The sequence below is a fragment of the Mangrovihabitans endophyticus genome, assembly GCF_014646155.1.
GTDB lineage: Bacteria > Actinomycetota > Actinomycetes > Mycobacteriales > Micromonosporaceae > Actinoplanes > Actinoplanes endophyticus.
On record NZ_BMMX01000007.1, the window covers coordinates 65,778 to 89,474 of the forward strand.

Genomic DNA, 23,697 nt, shown 5'->3' on the forward strand with positions numbered 1-23,697 from the left:
TCCCGGCTGCGCGCACGCGGAAATCGATAAGGATCGGCGTCCTGCATTTCGGAATGCTTCTCCCGGTATTCGGGACAGCGGCGTAGCTTCGGCGCCATGGCGAATCTCTACACCCATGGGCACCACGAGTCCGTTCTGCGCTCCCATCGGTGGCGCACCGCGGCGAATTCCGCCGCCTACCTGCTGCCACACCTCAAGTCCGGCGATCGCGTGCTGGATGTCGGCTGCGGGCCGGCCACCATCACCGCGGACCTGGCGACGCTCGTCACGCCGGGCCGGGTCACCGCGATGGAAGTCACCGAGCCGGCCCTCGCCCTGGCCCGCGACGAGATCGGCCGGCGCGGGCTCGCCACGGTCGACTTCATGGTCGGTGACGTGCATGCGATCGACGCGCCGGACGACACCTACGACGTGGTGCACGCCCACCAGGTGCTGCAGCACGTCGGCGATCCGGTGACCGCGCTGCGGGAGATGCGGCGGGTCGCCCGTCCCGGCGGGATCGTGGCCGTTCGCGACGGGGACTATGCCGGCTTCACCTGGTTTCCCGAGCTGCCGGAGCTGAGCGAGTGGCTGACGATGTACGAGCGGGTGGCGCGGGCCAACGGCGGCGAGCCCGACGCCGGACGGCGCCTGCTGTCGTGGGCACGGGCGGCCGGGTTCACCGACATCACCGCGACCGCGAGCACCTGGTGCTTCGCCGACGAGCCGGACCGCGCGTGGTGGGGCGGCATGTGGGCGGAACGCGTGCTGCGGTCGGACATCGCCGCGCGAGCGGTGGCCACCGGCGTGGCGCAGCAGGACGATCTGCGACGCATCTCGGACGGCTGGCGCCGGTGGGCCGCGGACCCCGACGGCTGGTTGTCGGTGCTGCACGGTGAACTGATCTGCCGGGCCTGACCGGACGCGCACGGCTCGGCCGTTCGGGACGGCTCAGCCGTTCGGGCGGTAGGCCCAGTGCCAGCTTTCCCGGGGCACGTTCTCGTGAAAACCGAACTCCTTCGCGTGCTTGCGCATCCACGACAGCGCCTTGCCGTTGAGGTCCAGGTCGGTGGCCATGCCCCAGCCGTGTTCACTGGTGCCCGGCTTGGCCGCCAGTCCGCCCTGGGAATACAGCCCCTTGCGCCGCACCAGGTCGACCTGTTCGGCGTACGGGCGATACGAGTCGGTGATGCCGATCCGCACGCCGTCCTTCTTGGCCGCGGCGATCAGTTTGGTGAGCGACTCCGCCGCGGGCGCCCACAGTCTGTGCCGGGTTCCGGCGACGCTCTCCAGCGCCGCCGAGGGGATCTTGCCGTTCCCGTACTTCGCCAGATCGGTGGGAATGCCCTTGCCGTTGAGCTTGTAGGTCTTCTTCGGCTCGGGCTTGGTGGCGGCCTGCGCCTGCACCGCCTTGCTGAGCTGCTCGGCGAAGGCGGTCGCGGTGGTGGACGACGCGGCGACGCCGCCGGTGGCGAGCGTGCCAGGCGTCGAGACGACCCGTGCGGCGAGCGCGGACGGCGTGGCCGGTGTGGCTCCCGGGGGCAACGCCGAGGGTGAGAGGACGCCCTGCCCCGATGCGGTCGGCGCGAGGGCATTGGACGCGCCGCCCGTGGGCGTCTGGGATGCGGACATCTGGTTCTGCAGCGCGACCAGCCGGCCCTGGATGTCGGCGATGCGCTCACTCACTCGCTCGATTCCCATACCGTCACGGTCGGCGCGCCCGCCGGATCGCTGAGCCGATCGCGGTACGAGCCACCTCCGCGCCCGGCCATCGACGACTCGGGAGGGTTGCGAGATCGGGCAAATCGCACCCACCACGTCGCCGATTCGAGATCCAATGTATTTCACCGGACAGCACGGAGGCGCACACTCGCCCCTCCCGCGATCACGCACCGTGATCTTCGTTGTCCAGATCGGCCCGACCCCGGTCGACGCCACGCCACCTCCGTGATCATTGCGGAGCGTAATCAACGAGGGAGGATATCCCTACTTTTAGCTATGAAATAGGCCGACACGACGCGATCTTGCCGTCATGGCCTCAGATTGACGTGCAACTTGCACACCAAATAGTGTCGACACCGTCACGGCGAGTTGATGCTAGCGAGGCCATCATCGGATCCGCCGCGAGAAGGTCACCGATCCGTCGGCTACGAGGAGTCCGCGTGAACGTCACGATCGGCATCAATGGATTCGGCCGGATCGGCCGATGCCTCACGCGCATCGTCAGCACCACGCCGGACAGCGGCATCACCATCGCCGCGGTCAACGACATCGCATCCGCGGACAAGCTCGCATACGGGCTCAAACGCGACAGCTTACGCGGGGTCTTCCCGGGCACCGTGCTGTCCCGAGGCGACCATCTCATCGTCAACGACCACCCCATCCAGGTCTTCAACCAGGCCCGGCCGGACCGCATCCGCTGGGCCGAGGCCAACGTGGACGTGGTGATCGAGGCGACCGGCCGGTTCCGCACCGGCGGCCAGGCGCGCTCACACATCACCCACGGCGGCGCCCGCAAGGTCGTGATCAGCGCCTCGGCCGACGATCCGGACGCCTATCTGGTGTACGGCGCCAACCACGACCGCTACGACTCCGCCAGTCACGATGTGATCTCCCCCGCGTCCTGCGGCGTGAACGCGCTCAGCATCATGGCCAAGGTGCTGCTGGACCGGTTCGGCCTGCACTCGGTCAGCACGTCCGTGGTGCTCGCGGTGCAGGGCTGGCAGAAGGTGCACGACACCCTCATTGGCACCTCGCGCGACGACCCTCGACTGGGGCGGTCCGTCGGGCAGAGCATCATCCCGCACAACTATGTGGCCGGCGAGCTGGTCTCGGTGGCACTGCCCGCCCTCGGCGACATCCTGTACAGCTACTACTGCGTGCCGACGCCGGTCGGATCGCTCGCCGAACTCAGCGGCCTCACCGACCGGCCGGTGTCCAGCGAGGAGATCAACCGGGCGATGGCCGAAGCGGCGGCCGGACCGCTGCGCGGCATCCTCGCGTACGACCCGGACCCCACCGTGTCGGTCGACGTGAAGAACAATCCGGCGTCCTGCCTGTTCGATCCGTCCGGCACGCGGACCACCCGGCACGGCGGCGTTCAGGTACGCGGATGGTTCGACAACGAATGGGGCTTCTCGCACCGGGTGTTGGACCTGGCCCGCCTCGTGGGGGAACACGCCCCGGTTTCCGCGGCGGACGAGTGCTGGAGCCTCGCCTGAGGCTCTAGGATCAGCTCGATGATCAGCCAGCAGGATGTTCGAGCAGCAGCGGAACGCATCGGATCACGGGTTCGGCGCACGCCGGTCATCCAGGCCGCTGATTCGCTGTACTTCAAGCTTGAGTACACGCAGCACGCCGGGTCCTTCAAGGCTCGCGGCATGCTCAACCAGATCCTGGCCGCCATGTCCCGCGGCGAGGTGCCCGACGCGGGCGTGGTTGCCGCGTCGGGCGGCAACGCGGGACTCGCCGCCGCTTACGCGGCGCGCGAGCTGGGACTCACCGCCGAGGTGTACGTTCCGGTCACCGCGCCGGAGGTCAAGGTGGCCAAGCTCGGACAGCTCGGCGCGCGCGTCGTCCAGGCCGGCTCCGAATACGCCGAGGCGTACGCGGAAGCCACCGTCCGGGCCGAGCAGACCGGCGCGTTGTTTTGCCACGCCTACGACAACCCGGACATGGTCGCCGGCAACGGGACGCTCGGGCTGGAGCTGCTGGAGCAGATCCCCGGCGGTTTCCACACGGTGATGGTCGCGGTCGGCGGCGGTGGCCTGCTCGGCGGCGTGATCGCCGCGGTACGCGACCACGCCCAGGTCGTCGCGGTCGAGCCCACCCGCGCCCAGTCCCTGCACGCGGCCCTGGACGCCGGCCGGCCCGTCGACGTGCCGGTGTCCGGCGTGGCGGCCGACTCGCTCGGGGCCCGCCGGGCCGGCGAGATCGGTTACGCACTCGCCGCCTCCGCCCATGCCCGGTCGGTGCTGATCGACGACAAGGCCATCGTCGAGGCACGACACCGCCTCTGGGAGGACTACCGGATCGTGGTCGAGCCCGGCAGCGCCGCCGCATACGCCGCGCTGACCTCGGGCGTCTACACCCCGACCGACGGCGAACAGGTGGTCGTGCTGCTCTGCGGAGCGAACATCAGCATTGCCGTCTGACCCGGCACGCCGTCCGGTTCGTCCAGATGCTGCACGAGCTCGTGTGCGGCACGCTCGACGTCCGCGTACCGCCACGGCGCCGTCGCGCCTGCGTCAGGCGGAGGAAGCACCCGGCGCAATCGGCCCGCGAGGCCGTACATTGAACGCGCCATGGATCTCCCCCACGTCTTGCTGCTGATCGTCGCCGGGCTCGCCGCCGGCGCGGTCAACGCCATCGCCGGCGGCGGCTCACTGATCACCTTTCCCAGCCTGATCGCGATCGGCCTGCCCTCCGTCGACGCGAACGTCACCAACTCGATCGCCGTCTTCCCCGGGTATGCCTCCAGCGTCGCGGGCAGCCGTGCCGACCTGGCCGGGCAGGGCCGGCGGATACGCCTGATCCTGCCCGCGTGCCTGGTCGGCTCCGCCGCCGGTTGCGCGCTGCTGCTGCTCACGCCCGCGAAAGCATTCGAAATCATCGTGCCGTTCCTGGTGCTGGGCGCGAGCGCGACGCTCGCCTTCCAGGACCGGTTGCGCGGACTGGTGGGACATCCGAGGACGCTGCGACCGCGCCGGGCGGCCGTCACCCTGCAGATCATGGTGTTCGTGGGCGCCGTCTACGGCGGATACTTCGGCGCCGCGCTGGGAGTCATGTACGTGGCGGCCCTCGCCCTGGTGCTGGACGAGCCGATCAATCGCATCAACGCGTTGAAGAACGCCCTGTCAGCGGCGGTCGGGCTGGTGACGGTGTTCGTCTTCGCCGTCTTCGGGCCGGTCCACTGGGGAGCGGCGCTGCTGCTGGCACCGGCGACGGTCGTCGGCGGATACGCGGGCGCACGCCTGGCACGCCGCATGCCCGCGCGCGTGCTCAAGTTCGTGATCGTCGCGTTCGGCACGATCATCGGGCTGGTCCTGCTCTACCGGGCCATCACCTAGCCTCCCCGCCACGGAACCGCCGGCTCCCTGGCGATCTTGGAGTTTGCAATCCGCTACCGCACCGTCGGCCCGGTGTCCCGTACGGCCGGGCCGCACCGCACTCGCCCGCGCTGCACGCATGCACCTGCCGTAGACTGACCGCGCGACGGACGAGTCGGCTGGGCGGCCGCGTCGGCGCCTTCGGGTGTCGCCGAGGAACGTCCGGACTCCGCAGAGCAGGGTGGTTGCTAACGGCAACCCGGGGCGACCCGCGGGACAGTGCCACAGAAAGCAGACCGCCGGTGCCACGTGTGCCGGTAAGGGTGAAACGGTGAGGTAAGAGCTCACCAGCATCCCGGGCGACCGGGGTGGCTCGGTAAACCCCACCCGGAGCAAGGCCAAGCAAGACCGCCGGCCACGCGGCCGGCGGTCGGCGCAGGCGTTTGAGGGCTGCTCGCCCGAGCCTGCGGGTGGGCCGCTAGAGCCTGTCGGCAACGGCAGGCCGAGAGGGATGGCCGCCACCGAGGCGCAAGCCGAGGAACAGGATCCGGCGTACAGGCCGGCTCGTCCGCCGCCCGCACGGCCCACCGGCCGGGAGCCCGGTCACAGCCGGGTGACGATCTGGATCAGGTTGCCGCACGTGTCGTCGAGCACCGCGGTCACCACCGGCCCCATCTGCAGCGGCTCCTGCGTGAACTTCACACCCAGCCCGCGCAGGCGTTCGACCTCGGCGGTCACGTCGGCGACCGCGAAGGAGGCGGCCGGGATCCCGTCCGCGACGAGCGCCTCCTTGTAGGGCCGCACCGCCGGGTGAGCGTCCGGTTCGAGCAGCAACTCGGGTCCCTCCGGCTGCTCCGGGGAGACCACGGTGAGCCAGCGGTGCTCGCCCAGGGGCACCTCGTCCTTCTTGTGGAACCCGAGGATTTCGGTGTAAAAGCCGAGCGCCTTGTCCTGGTCGTCGACGAATACCTGAGTGATGTAGATCTTCACGGCCGTTCATCTCCCGTCACTGATCGGCCATCGCTCGATGATGGCCCGCAGGGGCGACGTGTCGAGGCTGTGGAACTTGTATCGCCCCTCCCGCCTCGTGACGACCAGGCCGGCCCCCTCAAGAACGTCGAGATGCTGCGAGATCGCCTGGCGTGAGGAGCCCAGCCCGTGCCTCATCGCGAGGCGGGTGCACAACTCGAACAGGGTCTGATCGTCGCGGTCTCGTAGCTCGTCGAGGATGGCACGGCGAGTCGGGTCGGCGAGAGCCTTGAACACGTCCGCCACCCGAAGACTATAGGCAAGCATCCGCTTGCCTATCAACTCCTCAGCGGGCAACCGAACGGCACCCCGGGCCTCGCACGGGTGCACCCGACGCGGTCGAAGCGTCCGGTATGACCTCACGCCGAGTTGTTACGCACGCCGTGTCGGCAGCCGTCGTCTCGGCCGTCCTCGTGACCACCGCGCTGGTCATGGTGCCGGACCGGCCAGAGCCCACCGAGAGGGGTTCCGCCACCGCGGTCGCCGCCGAGCTGGCCGCCGGAACGGGCGCCGAGCACGCCGGCGGGCCGACCAGCGCCGGCGAAACCGGCGCCGACGGGACGCAGACGGCCACCGCGATGCCGGCCTCCACGCTCAGGGTCATGCCGCTCGGCGACTCGATCACGTACGGGGTCGGATCGCAGACCACCAGCTCGTACCGGGTGGAGCTGCGCAGGCGGCTGGCGACGGCGGGCATGTCGGTGGACTTCGTGGGTTCGCGGCGTACCGGCGATCCGGCCGCCGCCGACCTGGACCACGAGGGTCACTCGGGCTGGACGATCGCGCGGATCTCCGCCGGGGTGGGCGCGTGGCTCCGCACGTACCGTCCGGACGCGATTCTGCTCCACGTCGGCACCAACGATCTGCGCAGCCGGTCCGGCGCGGCGCGGGCGCCCGCCCGGCTGAAGCACCTGCTGCACCAGATCGTGTCCGAGCGTCCCGAGGCGCACCTGTTCGTCGCCCAGATCACCGGAACGCGGCGGTATCCCGCGCAGCAGAAACGCACCGAGGCGTTCAACGCGCAGATCCCGGCGATTGTCGCCTCCCTCGGCTCATCCCGGGTGCACGTGGTGGATCAGAGCAGCGTGCGCAATCTCGACATCCGCGACGCGCTGCACCCCAACGACTTCGGCTACCGCAAAATGGCGTGGAACTGGTATCGCGCCATGGAGACCGTCTACCGCACGACCGGGACGGCATGGCCGGCGACCGCCAACCCGTACGCGGCCCAGACGGCGTACCGCTGCCTGCTGGTGGACGCGGACCCGGGCCCGGGTTATCACGCCGGCTTCGACTGCCGGTGGTGGTTCCGGCACAAGGTGACCCGCGTGGTCGACGGCCAGCCGAAGCAGGTCTACCGGTGGGAGACCAAACGGCTGCTCACCAAGAAATACCGGGTGCTGTCCGGTGGCCGCGCGGTGACCCGTACCCGGCGGGTCTACACCTGGTCCCCGGTGTGAGGGCGGGTCAGGGCGGCAGCCGCCAGACGACCACCTGGCCGGCCGGGTTCGGGCAGGCCACGTAGTCACCGGCGGCGGCGCAATGGTGCGGCGCGGCCACGGTCACCGCTGCGATGGCATGGGTGCCACCCCACGCATCCATCCGCTGGATCCAGGTGCGAGCGGGCTGCCCGGTGTCGGTGCGCAACAGCACACGCCCCACGACGGTGGTGTGCCCGAGGTCGGCCACCACCGCTCCGGAGCCGGGATCCAGCAGCGCCCGCGCGGGGCTGTCCTGATAGTCGATCGCGATCAGGCGCAACGGGCCGGGAAGGGCGGTCGCGGTGCTGCCGTACCCGAGTTGCCAGCGGCGCACCGACCATCGCACCGCGCCGTCGTTCCCGTCCAGAATCGTCATGCCCGCGTCGGTGGTGTCGCAGACGTACGGTCCGCACCAGCTAAGCCGGCCCAGCGGCACGGCGCTGGTGGTCCAGAGCCGGCGCAAGTCGCTCAGCCGGTACGCGGTGAGGGTCTTGCCGTCGAGGCGGCTCTCGACGGCGTAGAGCCGGTCCCCGAGCCGGGTGAGCCGGGCGGCGCCGGGCAGCTCGGCGGAGGAGAGGTCGGCGCCGTCCGCGAGGCGCAGCACCGTGGCGTGGCCGTCCGGCGCCACCGCGATGACCCGGTCGGGCGCGGGCAGCTCCGCATCACCGGCGTCGACCCAACTGTCCGCCGCCAGCGAGCGGCTCCATCGGGTGGCGCCGCTGCGCAGATCGGCAAGCCGCAACGTGGTGGCGGCGTGGTCGCCGCTCGACACGAGGACACCCGCCGCGGTGGCGCGCAGCACGGCGGCCCGACTCAGGTCCAGGCGCCAGAGGAGGCGGCCGGTGTCCGCATCCAGGAACGCCGCCCGGGTCGCGCCGGTGGCGGTGACCATCAGCACGCCGGTGCCGGCCACCGGGTCGATGCCCCAGACCATGTCCGGCAGCCTGCTCTCCCACCGCTGCGCGCCGGTACCCAGCGTGTACGCGCGCAGCGCCACCCGAGCGTCGACGCCGATCTGGGTGTCCGCGGTGAACAACGCGGTTGACGTCAGCGCGAACGCCGCGGTCGCCCCGGTATCGGTGAACGCGACGCGCAGCGGGCGTGCCGGCGAGGCCGAGCCGCCCAGGACCGCCATCGCGAGCAGCACCGCCGCGACAAGGTAGGCGCGCGCGTGGGGACTTCGGTGTCCGCGACGGCCCGGGGCGTGCGCGGGCGCCACCCGGTCGAGGTCGATCACCATGCGTGGAGCATGACCAATCGTGGCCGCGTTGTCATCCGTACCGCGATGGTCGTCCGGACGCCGCGGGGTTCCCGGAAGCTCGCACACCACTCGGACGGGTGAGGCATGCAACCGAGTAGGCCAAATAGGCTGGAAGTCCTCACACCATCTCGATAGGGATGCGCCGGGGCAGCCTCAAGCTGGTCCGCGGATGGCCTGTGGCCCGGCTAGGAGACGCAACATGACAACCCTCATACAGGTGATTCCGGTACCGCCGGGGCACGGTTCGCCACCACCGGACGAGATGGTGGATCTGCTCCGTGAGCACGAGGTGGTTGTCGCCGTCCACGACCCGGCGATGTCCGCCCTCGTGTTGAACACCCTGGAGCGGCTGCTGCCGCTGTTCGATTTCGTGGCGCTGGCCGCCGACCGGTTCGGCCGCCCGCGGGCGGAGGTGATCACGGACGTCCTGGACCGGGGCGAGGTGCCGGTGGTCGTGCTGCCGTCCTCACCCGAATACGCGCTGCAGGTGCTGTCCCGCACGCTGCGGCCCGAGGGCCGGCTGAGATTCACCGTCGAGGTGGCCGACGAGATGGTTCCGCGCCAGCGCACGCCGGTGCGGAAGTCGACCAATCAGCGCACCTACCTGCAGGCCGTGCCGGGCGGCTGGTGCACCCGGCCGCTCGACGCCGACTGCCCGCGCACCGCGGCGGAGGGATGCCACCCCTGCCGCCACTTCGAATCGCCGCCGGAGTATCTGCCGTTGCACCACGACACCGCGTTGCGCGCCTCCCTGCTGGCCGCGACCACCGACGACACGGACGTCTACCGGATCAATCGCGGGCTCGCCGACGACATCGCCGCGCTGGTGGTGGACGGGCACCGCCGGCACTGACCGCACGGTCGTGCCGCCGCCGAGGGACGACGCACACGCGCCGCGCCCTCGCGAGAACGAAGCGAGGGCGCGGCGCGCGGTCATCGCCGAACGGGTCAGGTGGAGGAGCCGACGGCATCCGGTGTGGACCGGCGTCGTTCCAGCCGCGGATCGCCCTCGTCGGCGAAGTAGTCGTCGTGCGTCGTGGCGTCCGGCCCGTCCGGAGTTTTCACGGCCCGCAACACCACCGTCACCAGGGCGGCTACCAGCAGGTTCGCCAGCACCGCGAGGAATCCGACGTAGATCGTCTTTGGCGTGTCGAAGCCGACGTCGGACAGCGGGAACGCCGATCCGCCGAAGTGTTCCCGGCCGGTCGCCGCGTTCGGGATCTCGTAGAGCATCCACATGCCCAGGCCCATGCCGACCACCCACCCGGCGATCAGGCCGCCGCGATGCATCCAGCGGGTGAACAGTCCGATGGCCACCGCCGGCGCCGTCTGCAGAATGATCACACCACCGATGAGCTGGAGGTCGATGGAGAACTGCGGGTCGAGGAAGATGATGAACCCGACCGCGCCGATCTTCACCACCAGCGATGCGATCTTGGAGACGCGGGCCTCCTCCGCGTCGGTCGCGTCCCGCCGCAGATATTCGGTGTAGATGTTGCGGGTGAACAGGTTGGCCGCGGCGATCGACATGATCGCGGCCGGCACCAGGGCGCCGATGCCGACGGCCGCGAACGCCACCCCGGCGAACCAGGACGGGAACTGCTGGTCGAACAGCAGCGGCACCACGGTGTTGCTGTCCGTGCTGCCGGCCGTGGCACCGGGCAGCGGCTTCACTCCGGCGGAAATCGCCATGTATCCCAGCAGCGCGATGAGCCCGAGCAGGAAGCTGTACGCCGGAAGGGCGGACATGTTCCGCTTGATGACGTTGCGGTTCTTGCTCGCCAGCACGCCGGTCACGCTGTGGGGGTAAAGGAACAGCGCGAGCGCCGACCCCAGCGCCAGGGTCACATACTGGATCTGGTTGTTCGGCCCGAGAATGATGCCGTCGGAGGCCGACTCGGAGGCCTGGAACTTGGCTTGGGCGTCGTCGAAGATGGTCCCCCAGCCGCCCAGTTTGTACGGCAGGTAGAGCACCGCGACCAGGATGACCAGGTAGATCAGCGTGTCCTTGACGAACGCGATGAGCGCCGGGGCGCGCAGGCCGGACTGGTAGGTGTACGCCGCCAGGATGGCGAACGCCACGATGATCGGCGCGTGCCGGGCCAGCGCGGAGTCGCCGGTCACGCCCATGGTCTTGAGCACCGCCTCGATGCCCACGAGTTGCAACGCGATGTAGGGCATGGTGGCGACGATGCCGGTGATGGCGACCAGCAGGGCCAACGTCGGCGAGCCGAACCGGGCGCGGACGAAGTCGGCCGGGGTGACGAACCCGTGCCGATGCGACACCGACCACAGCCGGATCAGGATCAGGAAGAAAAGCGGATAAATGATCACGGTGTAGGGGACGGCGAAGAACCCCGCTGCGCCGGCGCCGAAGATCAGGGCGGGCACCGCCACGAACGTGTATGCCGTGTAGAGGTCGCCACCGACCAGGAACCATGTGATCCAGCCGCCGAAGCTGCGCCCGCCCAGTCCCCACTCGTCCAGGTGCGCCATGTCCTTCGGCGCACGCCACCGGGCCGCGACGAAGCCCATCGCGCTGACCAGCAGGAACAGCAGCGTGAAGACGATGATCTCGGTAATGTGCTCACTCATCGCGGGCCGCCCGCCGGATGCGCGTCATGCGGTAGACGATCGAGGTGGTGGCCACCCCGACGAGGATGAACAGGAACTGCAGCCAGTAGAACGCGGGGAATCCCCAGAGGCGGGGTGAGTCGATGTTGAACAACGGGGTCAGCAGCGGCAGCACGATCGGCACGACGAGCAGCCAGTTCCACGGGCTGTGGTCCGAGCGTCGTGCCGGCGCGGTGCCGGTTTCTGTATCGGCCATGGGCCGTACCTCCTCATCTCAAGCGCTGACGAGGTGACCGCGGTCACGGTCTTTCGTCACGCTATCGACGAGGTGCCGCACAACCGATCATCGTGCGCCGAGCGGTGTGGGCGGTGCGCCGAACGGCGCACCGCCCACGGACATCTCACCAGGGAGTCCACAAACCTGCTGAAACCGTCTTGGTCAGCGTGGCCGAACTGTCGTCGCCGTCCAGGGACCACATCATCGCGCCGCCCAGCCCCTTGGTCCGGATGTAGGCGGTCTTCTGCAGGATCTGAACCGGATCGTCGTACGTCCAGAAGGTGGTGCCGTCGTAGAGATAAGCGAAACCGCTGCGCCAGTCGCGGTGCAGCGCGTATCCCTGCGCGCTCAGGTGCTTGAGGACCTTCCAGTCCTCGGTACCGGCGGCGAAGGTGCCCGGCGCAGGACCGGTCGCGGTGCCGAACAGCCCGCCGCTGACACCGGTCCAGCCCTGCCCGTAATAGGGGATGCCGAGGACCAGTTGCCGGCGCGGCGCGCCCCGCGACAGCCAGGCATCGATCGTGGTGGTGATCGAGAAGTCCGGGTCGTCCGGCGCGCCGGCGGGGACACGCAGCGCGGACTGCTGATTGGTCCGGGGTTCCCAGGAGCCGTGGAAGTCATAACCCTGGACGGTGCCGAAGTCGAGGTACTTGAAGATCTTGTCGGCCTGGAAACCCGCCTCGATCTTCGCCGGCGCGGCGGGCAGGAACGCGGTCAGGTCGTAGTGCCGCCCCAGACCGTCGAGTTGGCGGCGGAACTCGGCGGCCAGCGCGGTGAAGTTCTGCTTGTCCTCGGGCCGGATCGCGTTGCCCGCGTTGCCGTCCGAGCCCGGCCACTCCCAGTCCAGGTCGATGCCGTCGAAGATGCCCGCCGCAACCCCCGGCGCCAGGCCCGGCAGGTCGCCCCTGAGCCAGAGGTCCACGCAGGACGACACCAGCTTGCGGCGGGCCGCCGGGGTGGCCGCCGCGTCGGAGAAGTGTGCGGACAGCGTCCATCCGCCGAGCGAGATGAGCACACGCAGGCGCGGGTTCTTCTTCTTGAGCTCGGCGAGCTGGTTCAGGTTCCCGGCGAGCGGCTGCCCGGCCTGATCGGCCACGCCGTCGACGCTGTCGGCGGCCGGGAAGGGCGTCTGCCAGTCCGCCCACGGGTCGGCCGACGCGCAGACGCCGTCCGCGGTGACGTCGCTGAACGCATAGTTGAGGTGGGTCAGCCGGGCGGCAGCTCCGGAGGTCTGCACCCGGGCGAGCGGAAAGTTGCGCCCGTAAATACCCCACTGCGTGAAATAGCCAACTTTTCGGTAGGAATCGCGACCGTGCGCCTGCACGGGTGTTGCGGAGGCCGCGAGCGCCACTACGACGGCAGCGCCCACGGCGAGAAGGCGACGCATGAGACCTCCAACAGGCAACAAAGTTATCTATTGGAGGGAACCTAGAGGCCAGGCCGCTTCTATCGCAAGTGTGCGGTCTCGTTCACCGTGCGCACGGCGATGCCGCCGTCCGGCCAGACGTCCAGGGTGGAGACCCCGGCCGCATCCAGATAGAGCCGGTGCAGGAAATCGTCGCCGGCCGCCAGCGCGTCGCGCAGGATCAGTTTGATCGGCGAGACGTGCGAGACCAGCACGACCACCTTCTGCGCGTACGCGCTGAGCACCGTCCGCAACGCCCGCTGCACCCGCTCGCCGACCTCCTGGAAGGACTCCCCGCCCGGCGGCGCCACCGCGGTCGAGTCCAGCCATGCGTTCATCTCATCCGGCCAGCGCTCCTGCACATCGGCGAAGGTCATGCCCTCCCACCGGCCGAAATCGCACTCGATCAGGTCGGCCAGCACGGTCACCTCGACGCCGCCCAACTCCGCGGCGATCAGCTCCGCGGTCCGCGTGCAGCGGGACAGCGGCGAGGTGACCACCGCCGCGACGTCGCGCGACAGCACCGCCACCCGGCCGGCCGCCGCCATCGCCTGCGCCTCCCCCTCGTCGGAGAGCGGCACGTCGCCGCGCCCGGAATACCGGCCCTGCGAGGTGTATGCGGTCTGGCCGTGCCGCACCAGGATCAGACGGGTCGCCTCGTCCAGCGGCGGCGGCGCCCACGACTTGCGCGGCTTGGGAGCGGCCGGGACGACCTCCTTCGCGATCGTGTCCCGGACCGGTTTGCCGGCCGCCTCGTCCATCGCCCTGTTGGCCAGCGCGTCGGCGGCGGCGTTGCGGGCCCGCGGGATCCAGTCGAAGGTGACCGCGGCGAACCGGCCGGCCAGGTCCGCCGCGCGGGCGGCGAGCGGTCGCAGACCGGCATTCTTGATCTGCCAGCGCCCGGACATCTGCTCCACCACGAGCTTGGAGTCCATCCGCACCTCGACATGCGTGGCGCCCAGTTCCAGCGCGGCCTCCAGACCGGCCACCAGGCCGGCGTACTCGGCGACGTTGTTGGTGTTCACACCGACCGACGCGAAGCGCTCCAGCAGCACCTCGCCGGTGGCCGCCTCGCGCACCACCGCGCCGTACCCGGCCGGCCCCGGATTGCCCCGCGATCCACCGTCGGCCTCGACCACGACCTTGAGCTCGGCCACCGCGTTACAGGCCCGACTCGGCGGTACGCACCATGATGCGCCGGCACTCCTCGCAACGCACCACCTCGTCGTCCGGGGCGGAACGCACCCGGGCCAGGTCCGCGCCGTACAGCTCGATGCGGCAACCACCGCAACGGCCCGCGCGCATCAGCGCCGCGCCCATGCCGGAGTCCAGGCGGATCTTGTCGTAGAGCGCGATCAGGTCGGTCGGCAGATCCGCGGCCAACGGCCCCCGAGCGGCCGTCTTGAACTCCTCCTCCTTGGTGATTTCCGCGTACGCCTCATCGCGGCGCGCCTCGGCCGACGTGCGCCGCTCGTTCGCCTCGGCGAGCTTGGCGGTCACCCCGTTGAGCGCCTCCTCGGCCGACTCGCGCTGCTCCATCAGCTCCAGTTCGGCATCCTCCAGTTCGGACTGACGCCGGTTGAGCGTGGCCATCTCATGCTGCAGGCCCTCGATCTCACGCAGCGCCCCGCCGGCGTCCAACCTCGCCTGGTCACGCGCCTTGCGGGTGCGCACCTGCTCGATGTCCCGCTCGAACCGGGAGATGTCCCGGTCCAGATCGTCGACCGCGACCTGCGCGCGTACCCGCTCGTCCTCCAGCGCAGAGATCTCCCGCGCCACGGTGTCGATCTCGGCAAGCTCGGGCAGCGACTTGCGCCGATGCGCGAGCTGGGCCAGAGCCGTGTCGATGGCCTGCAGGTCGAGCAGACGGCGTTGGGCTTCCGGGGCGGCCTTCACGACAGGCTCTCCTTTGTCATTGCGATGGCCTGGTCGCCTCCGGCACGGAGGGTCCAGGGATCGGTGTCCACATCGGACACCTGAACGTCGACAGGGAATCGGCGGCGCAGCCATCCGGCCAGCTCGTCGAGCCAGGGCCGCTCGCTGGCCCAGTGCGCCACATCCAGCAGCGCCGGCCCGCCGTCGGCGAGATGCTCGGTCGCCGGATGATGCCGCAGGTCGGCACAGAGGTACGCGTCCACGCCCGCCCGTGCCGCGTCGGCCAGAAAACCGTCGCCCGCGCCGCCGCAGACGGCCACCACCCGCACCGTCCGGTCCGCTTGGCCGGCGGCGCGCACCCCCGCGGCGGTGCCCGGCAGACGCTGCGCCACCCGGGCGGTGAACGCGTCGAAGCGCATCGGCTCGTCCAACTCCCCGATGCGCCCGATGCCGCGCCCCTCCCCCGCCGCCGCGCCCGCGGCCGGGACCAGAGGGCGCACGGCGGTCAGTCCCAGACATGCCGCCAGCGCGTCGGACACGCCCGGATCGGCGACGTCGGCGTTGGTGTGCGCGGTGTAGAGGGCCACGCCCGCGCGGATCAGGCGGTGCACGATGCGACCCTTGTGGGTGTCCGGCGCGAGGGACGACACCGGGCGCAGCAGCAACGGGTGATGCGCGACGATCAGGTGCGCGCCGACGGCCAGCGCCTCATCGACGGTTTCCGGCACGCAGTCGACCACGCAGAGCACACGACCCACCGCCGCGTCGAAGTCGCCCAGCACCGGGCCGACGCGGTCCCACTGCTCAGCCCAGGCACGCGGATATCGCTGATCCAGCGCGGCGACGACATCGCGGACGGTGGGAGCGGCTGGATCGGACACGGCTGGATCGGACACGGCTGGGTCGGACACGGCTGGGTCAGACACGGCGGAGTCGGTCACGACCGCCAACTCTATAACCCTAGGAGACGGCCCCCGGCTCGACTCGGCTGTTGGCGATCATCGGGTTGGTGACCGCCTGCAAGGCCCGGCGCCAGGGGAACTGATTGCGGTAACGATCCGTCTGCCCCGGCCCGCCCAGCAGGTAAAGATCGTCGCCATAGAGCACGTGCACGCCCCAGTCCCGCAGCTTGGCCAGGGACTCGTGCATGACGGGGTGCAGGGCCATGACCCGGTTGGTGTACGGGACCACCGCGGTCGGCACGCCGTAACCGTACCCCTCCACCAGCAGTCCCAGCACGAGCGTGTCGGTGATGCCGGCGGCCCACTTGTTGACCGTGTTGACGGTCGCCGGGGCGACGATCATCGCGTCCGCCGGTGGCAGCACATCCGCGTCGCCGGGGCTCTTGTAGTGCGTGCGCACCGGGTGACCGGTCTGCTCCTGCAGCTCGGCCACGTCGACGAACTTCAGCCCGTCCGGGGTGGTGACCACACACACCTCCCAGCCGTCGCGCTGGGCCAGGTCGACGAGAATGCCGACGTCGCGGGCCATCGGAGAACCACAGACCAGCACATAGAGCACTCCGCGCACGGGCTTGATCCTCACGTGCTATCCCATCTCATACGCCGACTCCCATCTGCTCTGCCAGCTCCGCGACGGGCGCCGGCGGCGCGCCTCGCGTACGCCGCAGCACGTCGGAGAGAACCTCGTGGGCCAGCGGGCGACACCGGATCTCGGACGGGGCGAGGCGGTCGCCCTCCAGCAGCATTTCGCTGGCCTTGTCCACGTCGCCGATCTGGGTGTACCCACGGGCGATGTCGAGATAATGATGGGCTCGACGCTCCGGGAGGAGCGCGGCGAATCCGTCCGGATCGATCCGCTCGTGCGTGTCCACGGCGGTGCGCCCGTCCCCGAGCTCGACGGCCGTCGCGCATCGGTGCAGTTCCACGTTGGTCGGGCCGAAACTGGTCCAGTAGTGGTTCTGGTCACCGCCCATGGCGTTCGCCGCCTGATCGGCGCCGGCAAGCAAGTCACGGACGGTAGCGGAATCGCCGATACGCGCCGCCGCCATCGCCCCATTGAGCAGCAGCATCCCGTACACGGACAGCCGGTCGGGGTCGAGTTCCCCGGAGGGCGCCAGCCGGTTGGCGATGTTGACGTTGACCTCCAGCGACGGCCGCACCCGGCCGAGTGCGAGCAGCGCACTGCCCACGCGATAACTCGCCAGCCCCGCCAGAAGCTGGTCGCCGGCCCGCTGCGAGACCGCGATCGAACGGTCGGCGGCGAGCCAGGACAGCTCGTGCTCGCCGACCTTGCGCAGCGCGGACGAGGCGATCTGATAAACCTGGCCCAGCAGATGTGCGGCGTCGTGCGCGTGCTCCGTGGTCGCGTAGGCGCTGTCCGCGGCCTGGGCGTCGCGCAGCAACTTCGGCAGCACACGAGCCAGCGGCCCGTACTTCGCGTGCTGATAGGTCAGCCAGGCATGGCTGACGGCCTTGTGCATCTCCGGTAACGGCGGCGAATGTGGCACCACCTGGAAGAAAGCACTCATCTGGTCATATCGCTCCAGAGCCGCCCGAATCTCCTCGACCTCGACCTGGTCGATGCAGTTCTGGGTCTCCGGCCGCCGCTCCGGCTCCTTGCCCAGCAAGAGCTGAACGTCGACCGCCAGCACGTCGGCGATCTCGTACACGATGGAGAATTTGTCGAGTCGGCGGACGCCTCTCTCCACCTTGTCGACCCAGCTCTTCGATTTGCCCAGCCGATCAGCAAATACCTGCTGGGACATCTTGCGCCGGCCCCGCCAGTACGCGACCCGGCGTCCGATCGGCAGCTCGTCCACGGTGCCTCCCCAACTCATCCAGCGTCCCCAGCCGGTGAGCCATTCGGTGCGTTGTCCGCAGTGTGAATCTCACCGCTGCACGCCCGTCGCACAGCGTGTGTGATCGCCTGCTCACCGATGCTCGTAGTTTTGTCTGCAACTTGCAAAGGGTGAATCTGACGGATTTAACGAGGTGTGTCGTGCTTGGAAACGGCACGTTTGGCTGATACGGCCGCCAGCGTCAGCAGGTATGGGGGTAACGAACCATGTCATGGACCAACGGCCGGCCGCCCGGTCCGGTCTCGGCGCTGACACGCATGCGGCTGCGCCGCGCGGCGGCCAGGTACGCTCGGCAGGGCTGGGCCGTCCTCCCCGGACGCCACCCACACGCTCTCCTGCTGCCGACCGGCCTGACCTTCGACGCGATCGAGGTTCCCTCGCCCCTGGGACTGCGCGCACTCGGCCGGGCCCGGCTGCGCGCCGGTCTGCTGGGCGACGTCGCGGCTCGCGGCCCGGTGGCGTCCACGCCGAGCGGACGCTGGATGTTCCTCACCCAGCCGGGCGTGCCGTTGCGCCCGGAACTGCGGCGGGTGTCCGCCGTCGCCCTGCACGGCAGCAACTCGTGGATCCCGGCACCACCGAGCCGCGTACCGGGAGGCATGGTGCGGTGGATGGTGGCGCCGGAACTCACCGGATGGCGGCTGCCGACGGCAGTGGCCGTGCAGACTCTGCTGATCGACGCACTGGCCACACTCGGCACGGCGACACGCAACCCCGGCCGGCCGATGATTCCGCGGCAGCTCTCCACGACTCGCCGCGCCGAGTGACTCACACGCCCCGGTCACCCGATGGCGTGCGGCCAAGCCGTTCCGTCCACCACGATGTGTGCCCGGGATACCGGATCCACCCGGTCGACATAGCGTTCCTGAGCCGGCCGGTACAGATTCGCGTGCCGCCACCGTGCCTGCTCCGCCGACCCGAGCCAGTGCCGGTCCCGGGCCACGCATCGGCGCAGCGACTCCTGGGGCGTCACCTCCACATAGATCCGCAGGTCCCAGTGGGCGTCCAGGGCAGGCCGCTGCAGGAAGACACCGTCGGCGATCAGGATCGCGTCGGCGGCGGCGAGACGGTCGACGGGAGCATGCGCATCGGTACCCGCGGTCCGGAAACGTCGCGAGCCGCCGTCACCCAACGGACACAGCAGCCGGTCACGGATCGCCGGACAGTCCCATGCCCGGGCGTAGAAGTTCTCCGCCGAATCGTAGGGAAAGCCGTCCAGGCCGGGCACCATGCACATGAAATGATCCAGTTCGGCGCGGATGATCTGGCGCCGCGTGGTGGTCCGCAAGGCTCGCGCAACGCTGTCGGCCAGCGTTGTCTTGCCGGCGCCGGACGGCCCGTCGACGCCGACGCGGATCGGATGCGACCGCCGCATGCCCAGAATCCGTGCCACGATCCGGGCCACATCGTGGTGGTTCGTGTCGCCGCCGCATGCCACGGGCAAGCATCCTGCCACCGGCGCTCCCGGCAACGCCCGCGCGCCGCGGTCAACGAACCGCTACGGCCTGGGACACCGGGTCAGACGCCGGCGGCCAGTTCCCGGTAGGCGGCGACGACGGCGGCCGTACGCTCGGCGAGCTCCGCACCGGACTCGGCCGCCGGTTGCGCGATGCCGGCGGTGATGCGGGACAGCATCAGGTCCGCGTCCCGAGTGGTCTGTCGCAGGCGCTGTTCCCGGATCCAGCTCTCCCCGGCCAGGGCGGCGGCGTCGACGGCGGACAACATCCGGTTGGCCGTGACGCCGGTCTCCTGCCAGAGTTGCTCGACCCGGTCACGTCGCTCGGCCAAGGCGATCATGGCAGAGCTGCCGGGTGGCAGGTCGGCACGGGCAGCGTCGGCCAGTTCCGCTCGCAAGCGACGGATCTCCTGGCGGCGGGCCAACAGGGCGGCGAGTTCGTCCAGCGCCCGCGTCAGATCGTGGTCGGCGACCTGCGGATCGATCATGCCGGCCAGGTCCGGCCAGGTCCGGCGGATCCGCCGCGCAACATCCATGACGCGGGCGAACGCTGCCCGTTCCGCGGAGGCCCACAGCACGTGGACGCGGTCGCCATGCGGCACCGCGAACACGCCCGTCGGTGCGCTGCGGGTCTGCCCGGCGAAGACGGCGATGACGACCGCTGCGCCCAGACATGCGGAGATCTGCCAGGGGACGACACCTGACAGGGCGAACACCGCACCCGCGGCGCCGAGCGCCATGGCCAGGCGGCCGGCGAATCGCACCCGGTCGCCGATGCTCCGACCGGTGCCGGGCAGCGGGACCGCCTCGCTCACCGACCCGGCGCTGCGGCGGCGTGACCGGCCCGCTCGCATCTTCAGGGGACGCTGCGCGACGACGACCTTCTCCGCATCGATGCCGAGGTGCAGAACCGCCACGTCAGCCCTCCCGGTCGTCGGGGACGGGCCGGCCGCCGGGGGTGCGACCGAGCCCGTCCGCCTGCGGGTTTCCGCCGCAGGTGCCAGAGAAATCGGTGCGCGGCATCGGCACATGAGCGGTCATGCAGGTGCATCCCGGGTGCGGGGGCGTGTCTCATCCGACCGCGGCGGGGATGGCGCCGAGACGCTCCAGCCGCAGCCGGATCCCGCCCCGGCTGCGGCCGAACTCGGCCATTAACTCGCGGTCGGATGCTCCCTCGCGATGCCTGGCCAGCAGGCGCTGGTCGTCCTCGCGGGTCCACCGGCCGCCCTGGTTGGGGTGGGCGCGCTGGGGTCGCCCCTGCTCGGGCGGCTGCCCCAGGACCGTCAGCGCGGTCAGCGTGGACATCAGGAGCTCGGCCACGATGGGCAGGTCGTCGTGCGAGATCCCTCCGCCGATCTCGCTCACGATCCGTCCGTCACGGTCGACGCCGATGACCGTCACGTCGACACATCGGTCACCGGCGTCGGTGGCGGCGACGCGATAGGTGGAGTCACCGACGACGACGCTGCGGTCGAGGATCACATGGGCCGGAAGGTGCTCGATGTCGTTCATGACGCCGACCCTAGGACCGCCCTACGACAAAACCAGAGCGTCCGGGACGGTCCGCCGGGCACCTCCCCGAGCGGCCCGCGATGCCGCGCGAGCGATCATGGCCGCAGCCGGTCGCGCAGCAGCCGAACCCCCGGTCCGTCCAACTCACCGAGCACCACCGCCCGGCCCGTCATCGCCATCATCAGCGCCTCCGCCGGACCGGCGACCACGGCACCCGTGCCCCAGGACCAGTCCAGGTCGGTCGACTCGAACCGCAGGTCGGCCACCCGGCGCCGTGGCGTGAACCCGATCGCGCGTCCGCCGGTGAGGAAGTCGAGGGAGGCATGCAGCCGGTCCAGGCGCAGCCCATGCGGAAGGCCGAGCGGGCGGCGGATGTCCTGGCCGTGCACCTGAAGGTCGGTCAACTGGCCGCGAAGGCCGACCACCGGTGGCTTGACCGGATGATTGGCCCGCTCACGCAGCGTGGCGGCCATCTCGCCGGCCGGGCGCTCCGCTGCCCGCACCGCCAGCCTGATGTTGGCACGATGCAGATTGAGGCCGCTGCGGAGCACCAGCGGCGGCAGTGCTCGCGGCGGGGTGTCTACCGCGGCGACCAGATGCCCGGCGACCTGCTTGACCGTCCATCGACTGCACAGACTCATCATGTCGAGCTGCGCGGGGGTCAGCGAATCCAGGAGATCGGCGACCCGGTGCCGCTCATCGGCGATCGCGGCGAGGAGATCCACGACGCAGACACTACGCGGCTGCATCGGGGCCGCCTTGACCGTGGATGCATGCCACGTGAGAGTCGATCCATGACGGATGCGCCGGAAGAACTGTGGCGCAACCGGGAATTCAACCTTCTCTGGATCAGCCAGTCACTGTCCGACCTGGGCAACGCGATCGCCACCCTGGCCGTACCGCTGCTGGTGCTCTCCCTGACGCGCTCGCCGGTTCAGGCCGGGCTGGTCGGCACGGCCGGCCTGGTGGCGACGGCCGCGTGCCGGTTGCCGGCCGGTGTCCTGGTGGACCGGCTCGACCGCCGCCGCATCATGCTGGTATGTGATGCGGTCCGGCTCAGCGCGTACCTCCTGCTCGGCGTGATCGTGCTCGGTGGACGGGCTTCGGTCCCGGCGATCGCCGGGGTCACGGTCGTGGGAGCGGCCTGCAACGCCGTCTTCGGTACGGCCGAACACTCGTCGCTGCGCAACCTCGTGCTACCTCAGCAACTGCCCACGGCGGTCGCCCGCAACGAGGCACGGACGTACGGCACCGCACTCGCCGGGCCACCGTTGGGCGGCGTGTTGTTCGGACTGGGACCGGCGCTGCCGTTCTTCGGCGACGCGATCACCTTCCTGATGTCGCTGCTCGGCGTGACCATGGTGCGCCGGCCGTTGCAGGAGAACCGCCGCGGCGACATCGGCGACCACCGGTCCGCGATGGCGGCCGGGCTGCGCTTCGTCTTCGGCAACCCGTTCCTGCGCACGATCCTGCTGATCGGCGCGCCGCTGAACCTCGCGATCACGGGGAGCATCTTCACCATCATCGTCACCCTGCAGCGCGGCGGAACGCCGCCGGCGATCATCGGCACGGTCGAGACGGTGGTGGCGATCGGCGGGTTGCTCGGCGCGATCGCCGCACCCGCGCTGCATCGCCGGATGGCGCTGCCGAAGCTGATCCGCACGATCTGCTGGGCCGCCGCCGTCCTCATCGCGGCAGCCGCGATGGTCGCCGACAGTGTCGCCGCCGCCGTCCCGGTGGCCGCCGTGGTCTTTCTCGGGCCGGCTTCGAACGCCGCGCTCTTCGGCCATCTGGCGGCGATCACCCCCGACCGGCTGCAGGGCCGGGTGGTGAGCGTGGTGATCGTGATGGCCACGTCGATCTCCGCCATCGCGCCGCTGCTCGCCGGCACCATGATCACGATGTTGGGCAGCCGGGCGGCGGTCGTGGCGCTGGCCGCCATCGTGACGGTCACCGCTCTCGCGGCGCGCCACGCGCGCTTCGCCCACCGGGCGTGAATCCCGGCGGGCGAAGCGAACGTGCGCGGACTACCAGCCGACCGCGATCAACATGTACTTCGGGTTGTTGAAGGCGATGTAGCTGGACTGGTCGGCCGCGTCGTCGTACGGGAACCCGTATGCCTTGTGGCCGATGGCGTGGTTGTGCCAGAACCGGGCGTAGTAGTTCGCCGGGGCCTTCTTGTAGTAGAGGCTGGTGTCCCCCCACTTCGACTGGTTCAACTGGGCGACGTGCCGGTTGAGCGCGCCGCACAGCGCGGCGTTGTTCGCCACCGCGCCGGCGCAGGCGAAGATGTCGCTGGTGGACACGTTGCCGTGCCCGACCGAGGCGGCGTACTTCTTGAAGTAGTTCTGGTACCGCCCGCCCGGCTGGAAGGCGGCGTCCTTCGACGGTGCCGGGATCCGGTACGGCGCCTGGACCTTGGCGAGGTGCTTGAACTGGGCCGGGACGTTGTTGACGAACTCCTGGAACGTCGCGTTCCGGGTCTGGTTGAACACCGCTTGGGTCTCTCCGACGGTCGCCTCGGCACCGCCCTTGGTGTGCACCCGCAGCGCGAGCTTCAGGCCGAAACCGTCAACCCGGGTGGTGTTGACCCCGATCCACGACGACGTGGTGTTCATTTCGATGAAGTCGGAGTACTGACTGTTCGGCGAGCCGAGATGAAAGTACATCCGGGCGGCGGTGACCACCGGGACGTCGACGTACCGCTTCTCGGCGATCGAGTGCGTCTGGCCGTTGAACGTCCAGAAGACCTTGCTGTCCGGGTACTTGCCGTTCGTGCGGTTGAGCACCTTGAACGTCATGACGTGGCTGGACACCGGGATGCCACTGGTGTTGCCCCAGAATCCGGCCGCCGAGGCGGCGGTCGGGACGGCCAGAGAGAGGCCGGCGGCGACGGTGGCCGCCGCCATGACCCGTACGAGGCGCGTCGCTCGGGCGGCGAAACGCCGCTGGGCGCGGGAGATGAGATGGGTCGGCATG

25 protein-coding genes and 1 other RNA gene are annotated in these 23,697 nt (G+C 70.1%); 9 read left to right on the forward strand and 17 right to left on the reverse strand.

Annotated elements, in window-relative coordinates:
- Positions 1-96 precede the first annotated feature (96 nt).
- Positions 97-897, forward strand: a complete 801-nt coding sequence (locus IEY73_RS11340; protein WP_189079112.1) for a class I SAM-dependent methyltransferase — start codon at positions 97-99, stop codon at positions 895-897.
- A gap of 33 nt (positions 898-930) precedes the next feature.
- On the opposite strand, the gene IEY73_RS11345 is transcribed toward IEY73_RS11340, so the two are convergent.
- The gene (locus IEY73_RS11345) at positions 931-1,680 is read right to left on the reverse strand and encodes a M15 family metallopeptidase (RefSeq protein WP_229715756.1); all 750 of its coding nucleotides are present in this window, start codon (positions 1,678-1,680) and stop codon (positions 931-933) included.
- Positions 1,681-2,141: 461 nt separating this feature from the next.
- Between IEY73_RS11345 and IEY73_RS11350 the strand changes: the two genes are divergently transcribed.
- From IEY73_RS11350 to rnpB, 4 genes are all read left to right on the forward strand, one after another.
- The gene (locus IEY73_RS11350) at positions 2,142-3,200 is read left to right on the forward strand and encodes a type I glyceraldehyde-3-phosphate dehydrogenase (RefSeq protein WP_189079113.1); all 1,059 of its coding nucleotides are present in this window, start codon (positions 2,142-2,144) and stop codon (positions 3,198-3,200) included.
- 18 nt (positions 3,201-3,218) lie between these two features.
- Complete coding sequence (locus tag IEY73_RS11355) at positions 3,219-4,133, forward strand: serine/threonine dehydratase (RefSeq protein WP_189079114.1); 915 nt, start codon at positions 3,219-3,221, stop codon at positions 4,131-4,133.
- Positions 4,134-4,283: 150 nt separating this feature from the next.
- Positions 4,284-5,048 (forward strand): sulfite exporter TauE/SafE family protein, encoded by a 765-nt coding sequence (locus IEY73_RS11360; RefSeq protein WP_189079115.1) that lies wholly within the window; start codon positions 4,284-4,286, stop codon positions 5,046-5,048.
- A 150-nt stretch (positions 5,049-5,198) separates the two neighbouring features.
- Positions 5,199-5,598, forward strand: an RNA gene (rnpB, locus tag IEY73_RS11365) — RNase P RNA component class A.
- Between the two features lie 32 nt (positions 5,599-5,630).
- Here the strand turns inward: rnpB and IEY73_RS11370 are convergent.
- Positions 5,631-6,017, reverse strand: a complete 387-nt coding sequence (locus IEY73_RS11370; RefSeq protein WP_189079116.1) for a VOC family protein — start codon at positions 6,015-6,017, stop codon at positions 5,631-5,633.
- Between the two features lie 6 nt (positions 6,018-6,023).
- Entirely contained in the window at positions 6,024-6,302 is a 279-nt protein-coding gene (locus tag IEY73_RS11375) for an ArsR/SmtB family transcription factor (RefSeq protein WP_229715757.1), read from the reverse strand.
- Positions 6,303-6,439: 137 nt separating this feature from the next.
- Between IEY73_RS11375 and IEY73_RS11380 the strand changes: the two genes are divergently transcribed.
- On the forward strand, positions 6,440-7,516 hold the full coding sequence (locus tag IEY73_RS11380) for an SGNH/GDSL hydrolase family protein (protein ID WP_189079117.1): 1,077 nt from the start codon (positions 6,440-6,442) through the stop codon (positions 7,514-7,516).
- Between the two features lie 7 nt (positions 7,517-7,523).
- On the opposite strand, the gene IEY73_RS11385 is transcribed toward IEY73_RS11380, so the two are convergent.
- Positions 7,524-8,777, reverse strand: coding sequence for an outer membrane protein assembly factor BamB family protein (locus IEY73_RS11385; RefSeq protein ID WP_189079118.1), 1,254 nt, complete (start codon positions 8,775-8,777; stop codon positions 7,524-7,526).
- A gap of 220 nt (positions 8,778-8,997) precedes the next feature.
- Here IEY73_RS11385 and IEY73_RS11390 point away from each other — a divergent pair, with 220 nt between their 5' ends.
- Positions 8,998-9,651: a hypothetical protein gene (locus IEY73_RS11390; protein WP_189079119.1), complete on the forward strand. Its 654-nt coding sequence runs from the start codon at positions 8,998-9,000 to the stop codon at positions 9,649-9,651.
- A 95-nt stretch (positions 9,652-9,746) separates the two neighbouring features.
- On the opposite strand, the gene mctP is transcribed toward IEY73_RS11390, so the two are convergent.
- The 8 genes from mctP to IEY73_RS11430 form a co-directional block, all read right to left on the reverse strand.
- Positions 9,747-11,393 carry a monocarboxylate uptake permease MctP gene (gene mctP, locus IEY73_RS11395; RefSeq protein ID WP_189079120.1) on the reverse strand — a complete coding sequence of 549 codons (1,647 nt, stop codon included), beginning with the start codon at positions 11,391-11,393 and terminating at the stop codon, positions 9,747-9,749.
- A complete protein-coding gene (locus IEY73_RS11400; protein ID WP_189079121.1) occupies positions 11,386-11,628 on the reverse strand; it encodes a DUF3311 domain-containing protein in 243 nt (80 codons plus the stop codon). The genes mctP and IEY73_RS11400 overlap by 8 nt, the downstream gene beginning before the upstream one ends.
- Before the next feature lie 145 nt (positions 11,629-11,773).
- Complete coding sequence (locus IEY73_RS11405) at positions 11,774-13,036, reverse strand: glycoside hydrolase family 18 protein (protein WP_189079122.1); 1,263 nt, start codon at positions 13,034-13,036, stop codon at positions 11,774-11,776.
- 59 nt (positions 13,037-13,095) lie between these two features.
- Positions 13,096-14,211, reverse strand: a complete 1,116-nt coding sequence (locus IEY73_RS11410; RefSeq protein ID WP_189079123.1) for a bifunctional RNase H/acid phosphatase — start codon at positions 14,209-14,211, stop codon at positions 13,096-13,098.
- A 4-nt stretch (positions 14,212-14,215) separates the two neighbouring features.
- A complete protein-coding gene (locus IEY73_RS11415) occupies positions 14,216-14,950 on the reverse strand; it encodes a zinc ribbon domain-containing protein (protein WP_189079124.1) in 735 nt (244 codons plus the stop codon).
- On the reverse strand, positions 14,947-15,810 hold the full coding sequence (locus IEY73_RS11420) for a Nif3-like dinuclear metal center hexameric protein (protein ID WP_189079125.1): 864 nt from the start codon (positions 15,808-15,810) through the stop codon (positions 14,947-14,949). The genes IEY73_RS11415 and IEY73_RS11420 overlap by 4 nt, the downstream gene beginning before the upstream one ends.
- 79 nt (positions 15,811-15,889) lie before the next feature.
- Positions 15,890-16,420 (reverse strand): flavoprotein, encoded by a 531-nt coding sequence (locus tag IEY73_RS11425; protein WP_229715772.1) that lies wholly within the window; start codon positions 16,418-16,420, stop codon positions 15,890-15,892.
- 67 nt (positions 16,421-16,487) lie between these two features.
- The gene (locus tag IEY73_RS11430; protein ID WP_189079127.1) at positions 16,488-17,711 is read right to left on the reverse strand and encodes a helix-turn-helix domain-containing protein; all 1,224 of its coding nucleotides are present in this window, start codon (positions 17,709-17,711) and stop codon (positions 16,488-16,490) included.
- 245 nt (positions 17,712-17,956) lie between these two features.
- Between IEY73_RS11430 and IEY73_RS11435 the strand changes: the two genes are divergently transcribed.
- The gene (locus IEY73_RS11435) at positions 17,957-18,517 is read left to right on the forward strand and encodes a bifunctional DNA primase/polymerase (protein WP_189079128.1); all 561 of its coding nucleotides are present in this window, start codon (positions 17,957-17,959) and stop codon (positions 18,515-18,517) included.
- Between the two features lie 14 nt (positions 18,518-18,531).
- Here IEY73_RS11435 and IEY73_RS11440 read toward each other — a convergent pair whose 3' ends face one another.
- From IEY73_RS11440 to IEY73_RS11455, 4 genes are all read right to left on the reverse strand, one after another.
- Positions 18,532-19,188, reverse strand: a complete 657-nt coding sequence (locus tag IEY73_RS11440) for a nucleoside/nucleotide kinase family protein (RefSeq protein WP_189079129.1) — start codon at positions 19,186-19,188, stop codon at positions 18,532-18,534.
- A gap of 80 nt (positions 19,189-19,268) precedes the next feature.
- Entirely contained in the window at positions 19,269-20,123 is an 855-nt protein-coding gene (locus IEY73_RS11445; protein WP_189079130.1) for a hypothetical protein, read from the reverse strand.
- A gap of 154 nt (positions 20,124-20,277) precedes the next feature.
- Positions 20,278-20,718: a hypothetical protein gene (locus IEY73_RS11450; protein WP_189079131.1), complete on the reverse strand. Its 441-nt coding sequence runs from the start codon at positions 20,716-20,718 to the stop codon at positions 20,278-20,280.
- Positions 20,719-20,813: 95 nt separating this feature from the next.
- Positions 20,814-21,443, reverse strand: coding sequence for a maleylpyruvate isomerase family mycothiol-dependent enzyme (locus tag IEY73_RS11455; protein ID WP_189079132.1), 630 nt, complete (start codon positions 21,441-21,443; stop codon positions 20,814-20,816).
- A gap of 69 nt (positions 21,444-21,512) precedes the next feature.
- On the opposite strand from IEY73_RS11455, the gene IEY73_RS11460 reads away from it, so the two are divergent.
- Positions 21,513-22,715, forward strand: a complete 1,203-nt coding sequence (locus tag IEY73_RS11460) for an MFS transporter (RefSeq protein WP_229715758.1) — start codon at positions 21,513-21,515, stop codon at positions 22,713-22,715.
- A gap of 30 nt (positions 22,716-22,745) precedes the next feature.
- Here the strand turns inward: IEY73_RS11460 and IEY73_RS11465 are convergent, their stop codons facing one another.
- A complete protein-coding gene (locus tag IEY73_RS11465) occupies positions 22,746-23,696 on the reverse strand; it encodes a glycoside hydrolase family 64 protein (protein ID WP_189079134.1) in 951 nt (316 codons plus the stop codon).
- Between the last annotated feature and the right edge of the window lies 1 nt (position 23,697).